The sequence below is a fragment of the Henriciella marina DSM 19595 genome (assembly GCF_000376805.1).
GTDB lineage: Bacteria > Pseudomonadota > Alphaproteobacteria > Caulobacterales > Hyphomonadaceae > Henriciella > Henriciella marina.
In genome coordinates this window covers 296,793-310,847 of the sequence record NZ_AQXT01000002.1, presented here as the reverse complement: position 1 = coordinate 310,847, position 14,055 = coordinate 296,793, and the positions used below count along the sequence as shown (strand labels likewise).

Annotated in this window: 14 protein-coding genes; 5 read left to right on the top strand and 9 right to left on the bottom strand. The window is 60.0% G+C overall.

What is annotated here, in order from left to right:
- Positions 1-8 precede the first annotated feature (8 nt).
- From F550_RS0101485 to F550_RS0101475, 3 genes are all read right to left on the bottom strand, one after another.
- Positions 9-1,010 (bottom strand): NAD-dependent epimerase/dehydratase family protein, encoded by a 1,002-nt coding sequence (locus F550_RS0101485; RefSeq protein ID WP_018146752.1) that lies wholly within the window; start codon positions 1,008-1,010, stop codon positions 9-11.
- A 73-nt stretch (positions 1,011-1,083) separates the two neighbouring features.
- A complete protein-coding gene (gene galU, locus F550_RS0101480) occupies positions 1,084-1,956 on the bottom strand; it encodes a UTP--glucose-1-phosphate uridylyltransferase GalU (RefSeq protein WP_018146751.1) in 873 nt (290 codons plus the stop codon).
- A gap of 69 nt (positions 1,957-2,025) precedes the next feature.
- Positions 2,026-2,304 carry a hypothetical protein gene (locus F550_RS0101475; RefSeq protein WP_018146750.1) on the bottom strand — a complete coding sequence of 93 codons (279 nt, stop codon included), beginning with the start codon at positions 2,302-2,304 and terminating at the stop codon, positions 2,026-2,028.
- A gap of 191 nt (positions 2,305-2,495) precedes the next feature.
- Between F550_RS0101475 and F550_RS16525 the strand changes: the two genes are divergently transcribed.
- A complete protein-coding gene (locus F550_RS16525) occupies positions 2,496-3,536 on the top strand; it encodes a mechanosensitive ion channel family protein (RefSeq protein WP_018146749.1) in 1,041 nt (346 codons plus the stop codon).
- A gap of 104 nt (positions 3,537-3,640) precedes the next feature.
- Here F550_RS16525 and F550_RS0101465 read toward each other — a convergent pair whose 3' ends face one another.
- Together F550_RS0101465 and F550_RS0101460 are read right to left on the bottom strand one after the other, a co-directional pair.
- A complete protein-coding gene (locus F550_RS0101465; protein ID WP_018146748.1) occupies positions 3,641-4,009 on the bottom strand; it encodes a VOC family protein in 369 nt (122 codons plus the stop codon).
- A 64-nt stretch (positions 4,010-4,073) separates the two neighbouring features.
- The gene (locus tag F550_RS0101460) at positions 4,074-4,841 is read right to left on the bottom strand and encodes an SDR family NAD(P)-dependent oxidoreductase (RefSeq protein ID WP_018146747.1); all 768 of its coding nucleotides are present in this window, start codon (positions 4,839-4,841) and stop codon (positions 4,074-4,076) included.
- 57 nt (positions 4,842-4,898) lie between these two features.
- Here F550_RS0101460 and F550_RS0101455 point away from each other — a divergent pair, with 57 nt between their 5' ends.
- Genes F550_RS0101455 through F550_RS0101440 form a run of 4 tightly spaced genes read left to right on the top strand, consistent with a single transcriptional unit; the run spans position 4,899 to position 7,956 of the window.
- Entirely contained in the window at positions 4,899-6,026 is a 1,128-nt protein-coding gene (locus F550_RS0101455; protein ID WP_026180490.1) for a Re/Si-specific NAD(P)(+) transhydrogenase subunit alpha, read from the top strand.
- Complete coding sequence (locus tag F550_RS19060; RefSeq protein ID WP_018146745.1) at positions 6,023-6,163, top strand: hypothetical protein; 141 nt, start codon at positions 6,023-6,025, stop codon at positions 6,161-6,163. Before F550_RS0101455 ends, F550_RS19060 begins: the two co-directional genes overlap by 4 nt.
- The gene (locus F550_RS0101445; RefSeq protein WP_018146744.1) at positions 6,163-6,534 is read left to right on the top strand and encodes a proton-translocating transhydrogenase family protein; all 372 of its coding nucleotides are present in this window, start codon (positions 6,163-6,165) and stop codon (positions 6,532-6,534) included. Before F550_RS19060 ends, F550_RS0101445 begins: the two co-directional genes overlap by 1 nt.
- A 54-nt stretch (positions 6,535-6,588) precedes the next feature.
- On the top strand, positions 6,589-7,956 hold the full coding sequence (locus F550_RS0101440) for an NAD(P)(+) transhydrogenase (Re/Si-specific) subunit beta (RefSeq protein WP_051076844.1): 1,368 nt from the start codon (positions 6,589-6,591) through the stop codon (positions 7,954-7,956).
- An 81-nt stretch (positions 7,957-8,037) separates the two neighbouring features.
- Here F550_RS0101440 and F550_RS0101435 read toward each other — a convergent pair whose 3' ends face one another.
- From F550_RS0101435 to F550_RS0101420, 4 genes are all read right to left on the bottom strand, one after another.
- On the bottom strand, positions 8,038-8,817 hold the full coding sequence (locus F550_RS0101435) for an EAL domain-containing protein (protein WP_018146742.1): 780 nt from the start codon (positions 8,815-8,817) through the stop codon (positions 8,038-8,040).
- A gap of 161 nt (positions 8,818-8,978) precedes the next feature.
- On the bottom strand, positions 8,979-10,757 hold the full coding sequence (locus F550_RS0101430) for a DUF885 domain-containing protein (RefSeq protein WP_018146741.1): 1,779 nt from the start codon (positions 10,755-10,757) through the stop codon (positions 8,979-8,981).
- Positions 10,758-10,893: 136 nt separating this feature from the next.
- Complete coding sequence (locus F550_RS0101425) at positions 10,894-11,226, bottom strand: hypothetical protein (protein ID WP_018146740.1); 333 nt, start codon at positions 11,224-11,226, stop codon at positions 10,894-10,896.
- Between the two features lie 67 nt (positions 11,227-11,293).
- Positions 11,294-13,951 (bottom strand): M14 family metallopeptidase, encoded by a 2,658-nt coding sequence (locus tag F550_RS0101420; protein ID WP_018146739.1) that lies wholly within the window; start codon positions 13,949-13,951, stop codon positions 11,294-11,296.
- Positions 13,952-14,055 lie beyond the last annotated feature (104 nt).

Genomic DNA, 14,055 nt, shown 5'->3' with positions numbered 1-14,055 from the left:
GCGCCCCGTCATGGCGAACGCAGCGCTGGCCCCGCAGCGACGCGCTGGGTCGTGAACCAGTCTGCAAACTGCTGCAGACCCTCTTCCAGGCTCACCTGCGGATTGTAGCCATAGTCGGCCTGCATGCGCGAAATGTCCGCGCAGGTCTCGGTCACGTCTCCGGGTTGCATCGGCTCCAGAGCGATACGCGCTTTCTTGCCGGTCACCGTCTCAATCGTTGAGATAAAGTCCATAAGCGCGACCGGCTGATTGTGCCCAATATTGTAAAGCTTGTGCGCGCGCTGGCCCTCAACGAAGACTGCCCTGCGGGTCGCAATCGCTTTCAGGCCTGCCACTGCATCATCGATATAGGTGAAATCGCGCTTCATCTTACCGCCATTGAAGACGCGGATCGTTTCACCGCGCAGGATACGGGCAGTGAAGGACCAGTACGCCATGTCCGGGCGTCCCCAGGGGCCATAGACGGTAAAGAAACGCACCCCGATCTGCGGGATATCATAGAGCTTGGCATAGGCCTGGCTCATCAGCTCATCTGCCCGCTTCGTCGCCGCATAGAGAGAGACAGGCCGGTCCACATTGGCGTCTTCCCTGAAAGGGGCCACCGCATCATCGCCATAAACAGAGCTTGAAGACGCATAGACCAGCATCGGCACTTTCGCCGCCCGCCTGCAGAACTCCAGCACGGCCAGATGCCCGGTCATGTTCGATTCGGCATAGGCAAACGGATTTTCGAGCGAATAGCGCACCCCGGCCTGCGCGGCGAGATGGATCACCCGGTCAATCGAATCGCGCTCCGGCAGCGCCAGCAGCTGCTCATGATCGGAAATATCGAGCTTGCGAAATGTGAAGGTCTCAAGTGGCTGAAGCTCATGAAGGCGGGCCTGCTTCAGCGCGACATCGTAATAGGCATTGAGATTGTCGAGACCGATGACCTCGTGCCCGTCGCTCAAGAGCGCCCTGGCAATCCGCGATCCGATAAAACCGGCCACACCGGTCACAAGAAACTTCATCCGCTCACCTCGCGGCAACCGCTATAGCTGCCGGCCCGCACGGTGAAAAGCATGTCGCTGCGCACGGCAGCGATCACTTTTTCGTATACTTCTGGAGCAGGTCTCGCGCCGCGCCTGCGGTTTCCGGATGTTCAAGCGCATGCGCGACGCAGGCTTCGAAGTAGCCAGCTTTCGACCCGCAATCGAACTCTTCACCCTCAAACTCAAAGGCGTGGAAAGACTGGCTCTCCATCAGCCGGACCATTGCATCGGTCAGCTGGATCTCGCCGCCCGCACCCTTGCCCTGGTCTTCCAGCAGGCCAAAGATTTCAGGCTGCAGAATATACCGGCCGGTGATCTTGAGGTTCGACGGTGCCTCTTCGCGCGGCGGCTTCTCAACCATGCCGCTCATCTCGATGAGGCGGCCATCACGCGATTTCGGCGCGATGACGCCATAGGAAGAGACGTTCTCCTCAGGCACCGGATCAACGGCGACAATGTTGCCGCCAACTTTGTCATAGGCCTCGACCATCTGGGCCAGCGCCGATGGTTTCGCGCGCAGAATGACATCCGGCAGGAGCACGGCAAACGGCTCATCCCCGATAATGTCCTTGGCACACCAGACCGCATGACCAAGGCCAAGCGGCGCCTGCTGGCGCGTAAAGCTCGCCGCCCCGGGCGGCAGCTTGGTGCGCTGGACATCCTTCAGGATATCGGCCTTAGACGCTTTCTGGCCGAGCGCATGCTCAAGCTCGAAAGCCTCGTCGAAATAGTCCTCGATCGCGCTTTTGCCGCGACCCGTCACGAAGACGAAATGCTCGATCCCGGCGGCCCGCGCCTCATCGACGACATATTGAAGGACGGGCTGGTCCACCACGGGCAGTAATTCTTTCGGAATGGCTTTCGAAGCAGGCAGGACCCGCGTTCCAAAACCTGCAACCGGCAGCACGGCCTTGCGTATGCCCATGAGTGTCCTCTCGCGCTTAGCTCTTAGTGGTCAATCATACGGGTGTTGGACCCGATTGCCAGAAAAAGCCTAGAGAATTCCGCCAAAGAGGAAGATACCGAGGATCATGGTTATTCCCGAGGCACTGGCCAGTACGCGGCCCATGTCACTGATCCAGTGGCGGTCGGCCTTCTGCTTCAGACGCGTTTCGAGATCATCCTGCAGCGCCCGCGCAGGCGATCCACCGGCGCTGTTGTGGGTCCCTGCAGATGCGTCTTGCGGGCGTGGTTGAGGCACGCTCCGGCTCGTCTCGACCGATTGGGAGACGTCGCTCTCTGATGGATGTTCGAGATCACGTTCAGCTGACATGATGTACCCTTCTCGCCTGTCTGAGTTCTGGCATCTTGCGCCTAATGAAGCGCTAATCAGCGGGTTCAAATTTGTCAGGCTGCCCAAGCGGCAGGCAGGAAGACCTAAAACCGCGTGTCACCTCACAGAACGCGAAACACTGTCAGGATAAGGGCGTTACGAATGCACATGCTTCGATGCAGGACCTGAGAATGGAAACCAAAGTACTTGGCAAATTTGCCTGGATTGGGCGGCTTCGCATGCCCGTCCTGATACTGCTCTGCGCCATCGGTCTCTGGGCCGGTGCCCACTATCTCTGGGCTGACAGCGACTATACAGGCCCGACCCTGATCGCCTCGCGCTTCCTGACCATTGCCGCGATAGGCTGGGCGATCACCTCCCTCACCGACCTTGCGATCAAGCGGCGCATGGGACGGCTCAACATTGACGTCGCAGACAATTTCCAGGCGCGTAAATCAGCGACCCGTCTCGATGTCATGCGGCGCGTCATCATTGTGGTTGGCGCGGTTGCGACACTGGCCTGCGCTCTTGTTGTTGTGCCATGGGCGCGCCAGCTTGGCGTCTCGCTGCTCGCCTCCGCCGGTATCGTTGGCATCGCGGTAGGCCTCGCCGCCCGGCCCGTCCTCGCCAATCTGATCGCCGGGATCCAGATCGCCTTCACCCAGCCGATCCGGATTGAAGACGCGGTCGTGGTCGAGAATGAGTGGGGCTGGATCGAGGAGATCGACCTCTTCTACGTGGTCATCCGCATCTGGGACCGGCGACGCCTGATTGTGCCGCTTACCTATTTCATCGAAAAACCCTTCCAGAACTGGACCCGCAAATCGGGCACCATCATCGGCTCGGTCTACTGGTGGCTAGATTACCGCGCCCCTGTCGCAAAGATGCGCGACAAGCTGCAGGAGATCTGCGAGTCGACCGAGCTCTGGGACGGCGAGGTGGTGAACCTCCAGGTCTCTGAAACCGACAAGATGACCATTCAGGTCCGCGCCCTTGCCACCGCCAGCACCAGCCCCCGCGCCTGGGACCTTCGCTGCTATATCCGCGAGCAGATGATTAACTGGCTACAGGCCGAACACCCCGAAGCCTTCCCACGCTTCCGCGCGTCAACCGAGGTCGAGGAGAAACCCAGCCGCATCGCCGCCCCACCCCAGGACGAACGCGACATCGCCCTCGGCGACCAGTCTCTGGATGGAACCGAAAGCCTGGGGGAGTCTGCTCAGACATCATGAAGGCATACATCGGCAGGCACATAGATCTATCAAGCGAGCGATCAGATTAACGCCAGCCTGAGCCGCAACCTGCGAGACTGGCTAATAGTGATGAAAGTGACGATCTATTTGGCCGCAAAGGCGCAAAGCTTATTGCCGTCCGGGTCATGAACGTAGGCAACATAGTGTGTTCCCTCACGAATTCCTGGCTGGCCCGCATCCGCTCCTCCATGCGTCAGGGCAGCCGCGTGAAACGCATCTACCGCTGAACGACCGGTGGTTTCAAATGCGAGCATCGCTCCATTACCGCGCGTCGCTTTGTTGCCGTCATGGGGAGGCGTGAGGCAGACCTTTGCACGTTCTCCTTTGCGCCCGTATTGCGTCCATTCAGGAGTCGTGAGCTCTCGCGACCCGCCAATAGCGCCGAACACCGCGTCGTAAAACTCGATTGAACGATCCATATCATTTGTACCGAGTGTCGAATAAGCAATCATTCGGAAATCCCTTTGTCTGGCGTTCCCTCATTAGTTTGTAACCAACGTATGATCGCCGTTCTGCCTAAAGCGAGCTCACCAGATGCCCGCCATCGACGGCAATCGTCGTGCCCGTCATGTAGCTGCCCGCATCGGACGCCAGCAGAAGCAGCGCGCCGGAAAGCTCCTTATGGTCGCCAAAGCGCCGCATGGGGATACGCTTGCGCATCTTGTCCCCGGCCTCGCTATCCAGGAACTCGTCATTGATGTCCGTCTTGAAATAGCCGGGCGCCAGCGCATTCGCGCGAATGCCATATCGCGCAAGCTCAAGCGCCATGATCCGCGTGAAGTGGTCGACCGCCGCTTTCGACGCAGCATAGGCGGCAATCGTGTGCTGGGGCCGTTTCGCCGTGATCGATGCGATATTGATGATCGAGCCGGGCTTACCCGCCTCCATCAGCGCATTGGCGCCCGCCTTCGCGACCCGCCAGACACCGTCCAGATTGGTATCCATCACCGCGCGCCAGTCTTCCTCGGTCATTTTGGTGAACCAGTTGTCGCGCGAAATGCCGGAATTGTTGACGATGATGTCGACCGGGCCGCCAAGCTTCTCCTGAACCGTCGCGAAAGCCGATTCGACGCTTTCTGGCTTGGTCACATCCATCTCGACGGCCAGAGCCTCGCCGCCGCCCGACCTGAGATCGGTAGCCAGCGCTTCAAGCTTCTCAAGACGCCTTGCAGCCAGCACCACCCCAGCGCCTGCGCCCGATAGAGCCCGCGCGAAACTTTCTCCAAGGCCGCCAGAAGCTCCGGTAATAAGGGCCGTCTTTCCGGTAAGATCAAACAATTCCATGCCTCTTCCTTCGTCCTGCTATTGCTTTCACGCAAAAATTTTCCGATCACTCGCCTCATGAAGCTGACAATTCTGAAAGAAACAAGTCCGGGAGAGACCCGCGTCGCGGCAACTCCGGAATCGGTGAAGAAGCTTGTCGGCCTCGATCACACGGTCACCATTGAATCTGGTGCCGGTGTGGCTGCAGGCTTTCATGACAAGGCTTATTCTGACGAAGGTGCAACGGTCGAAAGTTCGGCAGGCGAGGCGCTGAAAGGCGCTGACGTGCTGCTCAAGGTTCGCGGCCCCAGCGCAGAGGAAGCGGCAAGCTATCCCGAAGGCCTGACGGTAATCGCACTGATGAACCCGTTCGCCATGGGTGATCTTGCCAGCGCCTTTAACGCCAGGAAGCTCAATACGCTCGCCATGGAGTTCACGCCGCGGATCACGCGCGCCCAGTCGATGGACGCGCTTTCGTCCCAGTCGAACCTCGCTGGCTACCGCGCCATGATCGAAGGCGCGAGCCTCTATGGCCGCGCCCTTCCAATGATGATGACAGCCGCTGGCACGGTTGCGCCGGCCAAAGTCTTCGTCATGGGCGCCGGTGTTGCAGGCCTCCAGGCCATCGCAACCGCGCGCCGTCTCGGCGGTGTCGTGACAGCGACCGATGTTCGCCCGGCGGCCAAGGAACAGGTCGCCTCGCTTGGCGCAAAGTTCATCGCCGTCGAAAACGATGAGTTCAAGGAAGCCGAGACCGCTGGCGGCTATGCCAAGGAAATGTCCGACGACTACAAGCGCCAGCAATCGGAGCTGACCGCGACCCATATCGCCAAGCAGGACATCGTCATCACGACCGCGCTTATCCCCGGCCGTCCAGCGCCAGAGCTGGTCACCGAAGAGATGGTGAAGTCGATGAAGCCCGGCGCTGTCGTCATCGACATGGCGGTCGCCACAGGCGGCAATTGCAAGCTTTCCAAGCCTGACGAGGTCGTCGACATCAATGGCGTGAAAGTGGCCGGGTACTCCAACCTGCCAGCCCGCCTGCCGGCCGACACATCCTCGCTCTATGCCAAGAACCTCCTCGCCTTCCTGCCGCTGATTACGGCCGAAGATGGATCACTCAACCTTGAGACCGATGACGAGATCGTCACGGCCATGATCCTCACCAAGGGCGGCGAAACCGTGAATGAAAGGCTGAAATCATGATGCGGAGACTCACCGCCAAGCGGCGCTCGTCCTTCGACTTCGCTCAGGATGAGCACCTTTCCAATGCACCGGCTCAGATCGCGCTCATGCTGAGCGAAGTCGAAGCACGCGTGCGCTTTCACAAGGAGAGCAATTGATGACCAAATTGATCCCTATCGCTCTCTCGGCGCTCGCGCTGGCCCTGCCAGCCCATGCCGCTGAGATCACCAACCTCAACCCGACGGTCTTCCTCGCCGCGATCTTCGCGCTGGCCTGTTTCGTCGGTTATTATGTCGTCTGGTCGGTGACCCCGGCCCTCCACACGCCGCTCATGGCTGTCACCAATGCGATCTCTTCGGTGATCGTGGTCGGTGCCATCGTCGCGGCGGCCTCTTCTGGCCTGATCAATGGCGGCTGGACCGCCAAGATCCTCGGCGGCTTTGCCGTCGCGCTCGCCAGCGTCAACATCTTCGGTGGCTTCATGGTCACCCAGCGGATGCTGGCCATGTACAAGAAGAAGGGGGAGTAGACCTTGCAACAGTTCACCACCACATGGGCCCCGCTTCTCTATCTTGTCGCGGGCATGCTCTTCATCCTCGCGCTTCGCGGGCTTTCCAGCCCGGCCACAGCGCGCAAGGGTAACCGCAATGGCATCATCGGCATGGCCATCGCCGTTGCCACCACCATCGCCCTCCTCTGGCCGCAGCTTGATGTCACCACCTGGGGTATACTGATCGCAGGTGCAGCCGTCGGCGGCGTCATCGGCGCCATCATCGCCCGCCGCATTCCGATGACGGCGATGCCACAGCTCGTTGCCGCCTTCCACTCGCTGGTCGGCATGGCAGCCGTGCTCGTGGCTGCTGCCGCCCTCTATGCCCCAGCAGAGTTCGGCATTGGTACGGTCGGCAGTATCGCCACCGTCTCGCTGATTGAACTGGCCATCGGCTCTGCCATTGGCGCGCTGACCTTCACAGGCTCAGTGATCGCCTTCGCCAAACTCAATGGCAACATGTCCGGCTCGCCGATCCTTCTGCCAGCCAGGCACATCCTCAACATCGCGCTCGCGGGCGCCATCGTTGCGCTTGTCGTCGTGCTGATCATGTCCAGCGGTGCCGCCACCTGGGCTTTCTGGACCCTGACCGTGCTCGCTTTCGTGCTCGGCATCACGCTGATCATTCCGATCGGCGGGGCCGACATGCCGGTCGTTGTGTCGATGCTCAACTCCTATTCGGGTTGGGCCGCCGCGGCGCTCGGCTTCACACTTGGCAACTTCGCGCTGATCATCACCGGCGCGCTTGTTGGCTCATCCGGTGCGATCCTTTCCTACATCATGTGCAAGGGCATGAACCGCAGCTTCATCTCGGTCATCCTTGGCGGCTTCGGCGCTGACGATAGCGGCGGCGCCGCAGCTGGCGCAGATGTCGACAGGCCGTTCAAGCAGGGCTCTGCCGACGACGCCGCCTTCATCATGAAGAACGCCTCCAAGGTCATCATCGTGCCGGGCTATGGCATGGCGGTTGCCCAGGCGCAGCACGCGCTGAAAGAGATGGTTGAGCTGCTCAAGAACGAAGGCGTGGAAGTGAAATACGCGATCCACCCTGTCGCTGGCCGTATGCCCGGCCACATGAACGTCCTCCTCGCCGAAGCGCAGGTGCCATATGACGAAGTGTTCGAACTGGAAGACATCAATTCCGAGTTCAACACCTCCGACGTTGCCTTCGTGATCGGCGCCAATGACGTCACCAACCCGGCCGCCAAGACCGACAAGACCAGCCCGATCTATGGCATGCCGGTCCTAAACGTCGAAGATGCCGGCACCGTCCTCTTCATCAAGCGCTCAATGGGCTCTGGCTATGCCGGTATCCAGAATGAGCTCTTCTTCAAGGACAACACGATGATGCTGCTGTCCGACGCCAAGAAGATGGTCGAGAATATCGTGAAAAGCCTCTAGCGGAGCCTTCCACACACAAAGAAAAAGCCCGGCTGTCATGGCCGGGCTTTTTTTTATCTCTGGATGTCTCCTCAGCGACGTCTAGACCGCCGCGCTCCGCCGCCTGTCACCGCTGAAGACGCCAACTGGCAGCGCGCCAGTCTCAGGCCGCGCAAAGTGATAGCCCTGCATCAGCGTCACACCCATGTCGCGAAGTACAAGGCATTCAGCTTCGGTCTCGACGCCTTCGCAGATCGGCGTCACGCCAAGATCTGTCGCAATCTTCAGGATGCCGCCAACAATCGTCTGCTTGGCAGCGTTCGCATCGATATCGCGGATAAGATCCATATCGAGCTTGATATAGTCCGGCTGGAAGGCGGCCAGCAGGTTGAGGCCCGCATAGCCTGCGCCAAAGTCATCAATGGCCGTTGCAAACCCCATGGATTTGTAGGTCCGCAGGATATTCAGGATGTGATCGGTATCCATCCGCTCATTCTCGGTGAACTCGAACATGATCCGGTTCATCGGAAAGCCCGTTTCCATCGCAATGGCAAGCGTCTGGCGGATGCAGGCACGCGGCTCATAGACCGCGTTCGGCAGGAAGTTGATCGACAGCAAAGGCGCATCTGCCTCTTCGCGAAGGCCGAGATCGGATGCCGTGCGGATCGCTGTCGTGCGGCAGAGCTGGTCAAAGGGATAACGCGTCTCGTCATCCACTCTGGACAAGACCTCTCCGGCACCTTCGCCGTTCGCGCCTCTTACAAGTGCTTCATAGGCGTGCGTGCGTTGAAGGGAGACGTCGACGATAGGCTGGAACGCCATGGTTATGTCAAAATCCAGCGGCGCGCTGTTTCTACAGCGGGAACAGTCAGGGGTCGTCATGTAGCGTTCTCATGCAATCATTGAGGGCAGACTAGCCAGGTGAGGCTTACCAAATTCTTGATATTTCCCGCTGAGGTGCAATTCCTGTACTGCGCGCAATAAAAAACGGGCCGCCCTTTTAGGACGGCCCGCTTTGATATGCTCAGGTCTTTAGACCGGCTCTAGTCACTGAAGACAGCGTTCGCTTCGTCTTCATCCATCATCGCCTGACGGACCTGCGGAATGTTCGGGCCGCCATAGGAGAGGAATTCGTCGTGGAATTCCTTCCAGCCTTCGGTGCCGGTTGCGTCCGGATAATTCGCATCGATCCAGTCATCGCGCAGCTGGCGGATCATGAGCTTGCCCATCGTGTAATTGAGATAGGCCGGATCATAGGTCCCGCGCGCGGCTTGCTGAGTGGCGTTGCCGGTATCGATGTAGCACTCGTCCTTGAAGAACTCGAAGCTATCATCAACGGTCATCTCGCCGGTGTGAAGCCCGATCGCCGACAGGTAGCGGCAGTTGCGCAGAAGCGCATTCGACAGCTGGCCGATCTTGGTTTCGGGGTCGCCATCATGAAGGCCCGCATCGACCATCATTTCCTCGGTATAATGGGCCCAGCCTTCAGCAAACGCATAGCCGACGAACATCTGCCCGAAGACCGAGTCCGACCGGTTCGCATGCAGGAAGTTCAGGAAGTGGCCCGGCCAGACTTCGTGGATTGTCGTGCCGAGAAGGTCGAGTTTGCCAGGAATATAGGCCGCGCGCGTTGCCTCATCCCAGGCCGGGTCTGGCGGTGAGATATAATAGACCGACGGTAGTCCTTCTTCATAAGGCCCAGGAATGGAGATGTAGGCCGAGTTCTGCCGGCGATAGGGCGGCGACTCCTCGACCTGCGCCTCTTCGGTTCCGGGGATGGACACGATGTCCTCGTCGATCAGGAACTGCTTGAGGGCCGGAAGTGAATCACGCGCTTCCTGTACCGGGCCGTTCTCCGGCTTGTTGGCGGCCATCTTGGCCATGCAGTCAGCCATGCTGGCGCCCGGCGCAAACTCGGCGCAGGCCTTTGCCAGCGCATCCTGATTGGCCTTGAGGTCAGCCTCGCCAACCGCCCGTAGCTCATCAAGCGAGATATCGACGCCCTCGGTAAGGCGCACCATGTCGGCGAACTTTTCCGCGCCCAGCGCATAGCCATCTTCGGTGGCAGGCTCGCTCTCGATATAGTCGGCGACAGAGCGCATGGCGGCTGCGGCCTCTTCCACGACGGCGTCATATTCTGCCTGAAGCGCCTCGTCCTCGACCTCAGCGAAGGAGTCTTTCGCCCCGCCTTCATAATGGTCTGCAAGGCCGTTGAACCCGGCAGTGCCAAGCTTCACGAAGGTCGCAGGCATCGGCACCTTCAGATTTTCCTTAACCTGCTCAGCCGCTTCCGGGACGTTCTTTGCGTACTCGATGAAGGCTTTCATGCGCGTCTCGGCGTCGGCATAGGGCCGGGCCACGTAAACGCTTGGTCCAAGCGGACCGAGATAGAAGGACGGGTTGGTGTGCGGCATGTCGGCCTCGACCAGCCAGAACATCTCGCCCTTCATCGTGTTGATAAAGTACTGGCGCTCGAAGGCATCAGCTTCGCTCAGGCTGCCGGGGTCTATCGCCTCTGCGCGGGCAATCATCGTCTCGTACATGTCGATTTGAGCCTGCAGGCCCGCTTCGCTCCAGTCCGGCAACTGTCCGTCGAACTCATGCTTGCCCTGTGAGATCGCGAATGTCGGATTCATCTCGAAATAGGTATCGAGAAAATCTGACATGAACCCGTCCCATGACTCGCTCTCAACCATTTCATCAGGAGCGCCCTGCTCGGCGGTAGTGTCAGAGCTGCCGGCGCTCTGCGCTATGCCGGTCGCAGCAAATCCTGTGATCAGCGCTGCGACCGATGTCGCCGCGAGCAAATTTCGTATCTTCATCAATGGGAACTCCTTCAAAATAATCCCGCGCAAGGCAGGGTATGGAACCAGTTTTATCAGCCTGGATCGTCTCTCCAAGCCTGAACCTGCGAACGGAAAAAGCCCGGCGCTCTGGCCGGGCTTCTTCAATTGGTTTCTAGCGCTTGGGGTCTTCCACATCCGGGTCGACGACCGAATAGGCGTCTTCCAGAAGGTGGCCGTCGGGCTTTTTCTTCAAGGCTGAATGGCCTTCGATCGTGGCGCTGGAATCGTCGTCATGATCATCATTCGGAACATTCGGGACACGCTCATCGTCCATGTCCACGACCAGATCGGCGTCATGGTCCTGCTGGTCAGCGATCGGCGATCCGTCCTTGTAGCCAGCCCCATCTGTGGACTGGTCCTCGAGCTTTTCGCCCTTCTTGAAGCCCTCGCCATAGCCGCGCTGACGTTCAACTTCTTCAATTCTCTGATGGTCGCGCTCACTCATCGCGGGTCTCCTTTGTAATAACTGCTTACATAAGGAAACGGGCAAGGCGTGAGCGCGGTTCCAATGCTTATCGCGTATGCGCAGGCCCAAAGAGGACCGCATTGACCAGAAGCAGGTTGAGCCCATCCAGATATGCCCGTGTCACGGGGCTCTGGGTAAACGCGATCACCATGCCCGACCCCTGCTGCTCCGCCATCAGGAACGGCTTGTAGGCAAGCTGGGCGCGGTTCTCTTCCCAGAGATAGCCACTCGCGACCAGCTCATCTGCCGCCGCATAGCGAAAGACGTTCGCCCCATCAGACTCGTTCAGCGGGCGATAGATGCTGGAGCCGCGATAGAGCGCCACGGCATCTTCATAGCCAGACGACAGCCAGTGATCGGTATTCGCGATCACATTGGCCAGGACGCCCGGCACGCCGTCGGGGCTTGCCTCTGGATCGGACGTCATCGCCTCATAGGTCTCATCGCTATCGATGAGCGTGCCATCGGCGGTGCCGTCTTCGTCGCTGCCGGATTTTTCGTCGTCTTCTGAATACGCTTTCTCGACACGCGCCGACAGCAAGCCGCCATCTTCGCTGGTGAGCACACCAAGCGCGCCTTCAAAGCCGATCAGCACACCGCCATTTTTGACAAATGTAGACAGCGCCGAAAGGCCCCCGCCGCCAAGCTCGCTCTGAAAGCCCCACCCTGCATCGGGCAAGATCAGCACATCATAGCGGCCAAGATCGGCCCGAGAGAGCGAGCCCACACGGATGGGCGCGACAGGAATGCCGATTTCGCGTTCCAGCACATAGCGGGCCGCCCCGGCGTCGGTCGCGCTTGTCCCCTCGCCCCAGGCCATCGCGACCTTTGGCATGGAGAGCGCCACGAACTTGTCGCTGCCATAGTTCGGGCCATCCTCGACCCAGCTTGACTGAAGCGCGATATATTCGGCGCCGATTTCGCTCGCCAGCGTGTTCAGCGTCGTGGCCATATCGCCATCATTGCTGGCCAGCGGAAAGACAACGGACCCGCGCGAAAATTCGCGGCCCTGCACGGTGAAGGCCTCGGTCGTGGCCCGGCCGGAAAGACCCGCATCAAGCGCGCTCAGAACCAGTTTCGCCTGGCCCGTATCGCTCCACGGCACGGCATAGCCAAAGGCCGCCCCCGACGCCGTCAGTGCGCGGATCGGATCGTTGGCGCTGACCCGGCTCGCATCGGAGAGATTGACCTGCCCGCAGGTGCGGCTCGTCACATCTTCCATCAGCGGCATAGACCAGGCGGTCACATCATAGAGCTCATGATTGAGACCCCGGTCGCGGCGCGACTCCTGCTCATCGACAAAGTCTTCCGGCAGATTGGTTTCCTGGCTCAGCAGCGTGGTAATGCGCTTGCCAGATGGCTGGGCACGGTCGACGACCAGCGCCCCATCGGAATAGCGCACGCCGCAGACCTGCGCCCCCTCGGCCAGGCGCTGCACCACGATGTCCTGCGCCGCCAGCTTGCGGCCAAGCTGCTCTGCCTGCCACCGGCGGTCGGAAAGATCGAACACGAAATAGCGGTCGCTCGCGCCGCGCGCATCGGCGGCCGCCTCACGGCGATAGGTGGCAAAATCACCAAGGAACTGCTCGTGATTGTTCGCTACGACTTCCGCCGTCGACAGCGTCGCAACGAAATGCTGCTCGACGCCCTGCTTGTAGGTCAGCACATCGCCGGTGGACCGCTCATAGGAGAGCCCGCGCGCAGAGCCCTGCTCATAGGTCATCGCAATCGCGCCGCCGAGCGTCGGCCACATGTCGCCATAGCCCGGATAGAAAGCGTCGAAGACCTCACGGGTGAAATAGTCATAGCCGCGCTGATCGAACCAGCGGGCATGATTGCGCCCGATCAGGATCTGCTTTTCCTTCTGGGCGTCGGTGATGTTCGGATTGAACGGATCAGCTGCCGGCGCAAAGAAATACGTCTCATCGCCGCCCATCTCATGCGCATCGACCACGACCACCGGATGCCACTCCAGCATGCTCGACACACGCCCACGGGTTTCCGGCTGGGACAGCGTGAACCAGTCGCGGTTCATGTCGAAGAGATAGTGATTGAACCGCCCACCGGGCCAGGGCTCATCATGTTCGGCCGTATAACGGTCGGCAAAAGGCTCGATGCCCCGCGCCGCTTCGAACGCATTGGTAAAACGCGCGCGCCCGTCCGGGTTCTGCATCGGATCAATAACGACAACCGTGTTCGACAGGATCGCATCGACCGTCTGGTCGCCCTCTGCCGCCAGCAGGTGATAGGCGAGCGCAAGGCCCGCATCGGTGCTCGAAATCTCGTTGCCGTGAACCCCGTAGGACAGCCACACCACCGCTGGCGTCTCATCGATCAGCGCATCGCGCTCGCTCGCTGAAAGCCCCTCTGACGAGGCAAGCCGAGCCATGTTCGATTTGATCTCATCAAGGCGCGCCATGTTCTGCGCCGAAGAGATGACGCCATAGACCAGCTCACGGTCTTCCCAGCTTTCGGCATAGCGGGTGACCTGCATCCGGTCGGGCGCCGCTTCAGCCAGCGCGTCCATATAGTCCAGCGCTTCTGTCACCGTGGATATCTCATCACCCGGCGCATGACCGGCAACCTCTTCCAGAGTCGGAATGGCAGGATCTGTCTCCACATTGAGGAAAGACTGCGCCGCGACCGGCATCGCAATCCAGGCTGCAGCAGACAGCAGCGCAGAGGCTCCAAGAACTCGACCCATTACCCAATACCCCTTCAGCTTTTACAATTCTGGTGCCCAGCTAAATCGACCGCCAGCGAAGGTTTCAAGTCGCGCGCCCGCGAAATCAGGCAGAAGGCTGCGAT